The organism is Mesorhizobium sp. M1E.F.Ca.ET.063.01.1.1 (assembly GCF_003998155.1).
GTDB lineage: Bacteria > Pseudomonadota > Alphaproteobacteria > Rhizobiales > Rhizobiaceae > Mesorhizobium.
The window spans coordinates 1-1,102 of sequence record NZ_RZSC01001218.1 but is presented as its reverse complement, the minus strand read 5'-3'; the positions used below and the strand labels follow the sequence as shown (position 1 = coordinate 1,102).

Here is a 1,102-nt window from a genome sequence, read left to right as displayed (position 1 = left end):
CCCTGTTTGCCTGCCCCGGTTGCGCAGGGGACAGGCGGGAGGAACCTACTTGCCTTCGAGATAGGCGTTCCAGAAATACGGCCATGGCGCCGGCGTCACGCCCTTGAGCGTCGGCGCCTGGGCGGCCAAGGCGTTGAAGTCGCCGATCTTGACCGCCGGAACCTCGTCGAGCACCGCCTTCTGGACATCCGCGAACAGTTGGACGCGCTTGGCTGGATCGGGCTCGGCATTGAAGGCGTCGAGCACCTTGTGCTTGCGGTCCGAGACCCACCATCCGGGCGAAGAGTCCGACATGATGCCGGTCAGCGACGGCTCGGGCAGGAACGGGCTGTGGGTGATGTAGATGTCCCAAAGCGCCGGATCGGTGCGGTTCTTGGTCAGCGTCGCCCACTCGACGACGTCGAGCTGGACCTGGAAGCCGGCGGCCTTGAGATATTCCGCCGCGACCTGCGCCATCTTGTAGTGGAACTCGTACTGGCGGCTGGTGAGGATGCGCAGCGGCTTGCCGTCATAGCCGGCTTCCTTCAGCAGGGTTGCCGCGGCTTCGGTGTCGCCGTCGGGTTTGTAGGCTTCGGTCCCGGCATCGGTATGCCAGGCATAGCCTTCCGGATAGAGCGCGCCGTCGGCGGCGAAGAAATCCTTGGAGCCGAAGGCGGCGAGCAGCATGTCGTTGGGCGCAAGCGCTGCCTGGATCGCCTTGCGGATGCGGATGTCGCTGTTCGGCCCATGTTTGGTATTCAGCACGAAAACCGGCCAGCCGAACGGTTTCAGCATGACCGGCGCGGTCTTGCCGCCGGAGACCTTGTCGAAGGATTCCACGGGAAGCGAATCGACGTAGGCGAACTGGCCGGCGACCGCTCCTTCCACGCGGGTGTTGGCGTCGGGAACCGGCACGAAACGGATTTCGTCGAGATACTGTTTTCTGGCGCCGCCATAGCCGTTCGGCTCGCCGTCGCGCGATTTATAGCCGTCGAAACGGGCAAGCTGGATGAACTGATCGGGCTTGCGGTCCTTCAGCATATAGGGACCGGTGCCGACGAAGCTGGTCAGCGGATCCTGCTTGGCATTCTCGGAAGGAATGATGATGGCCGCGGCATTGTTC

1 protein-coding gene is annotated in these 1,102 nt (G+C 63.6%); it reads right to left on the bottom strand.

All coding sequences use genetic code 11. The annotated features are described in order from the left end of the window. Nucleotides 1-45: 45 nt before the first annotated feature. Nucleotides 46-1,102: ABC transporter substrate-binding protein (locus EOA29_RS37400; protein WP_127222454.1), on the bottom strand; the 1,057-nt coding region annotated here is incomplete at its 5' end.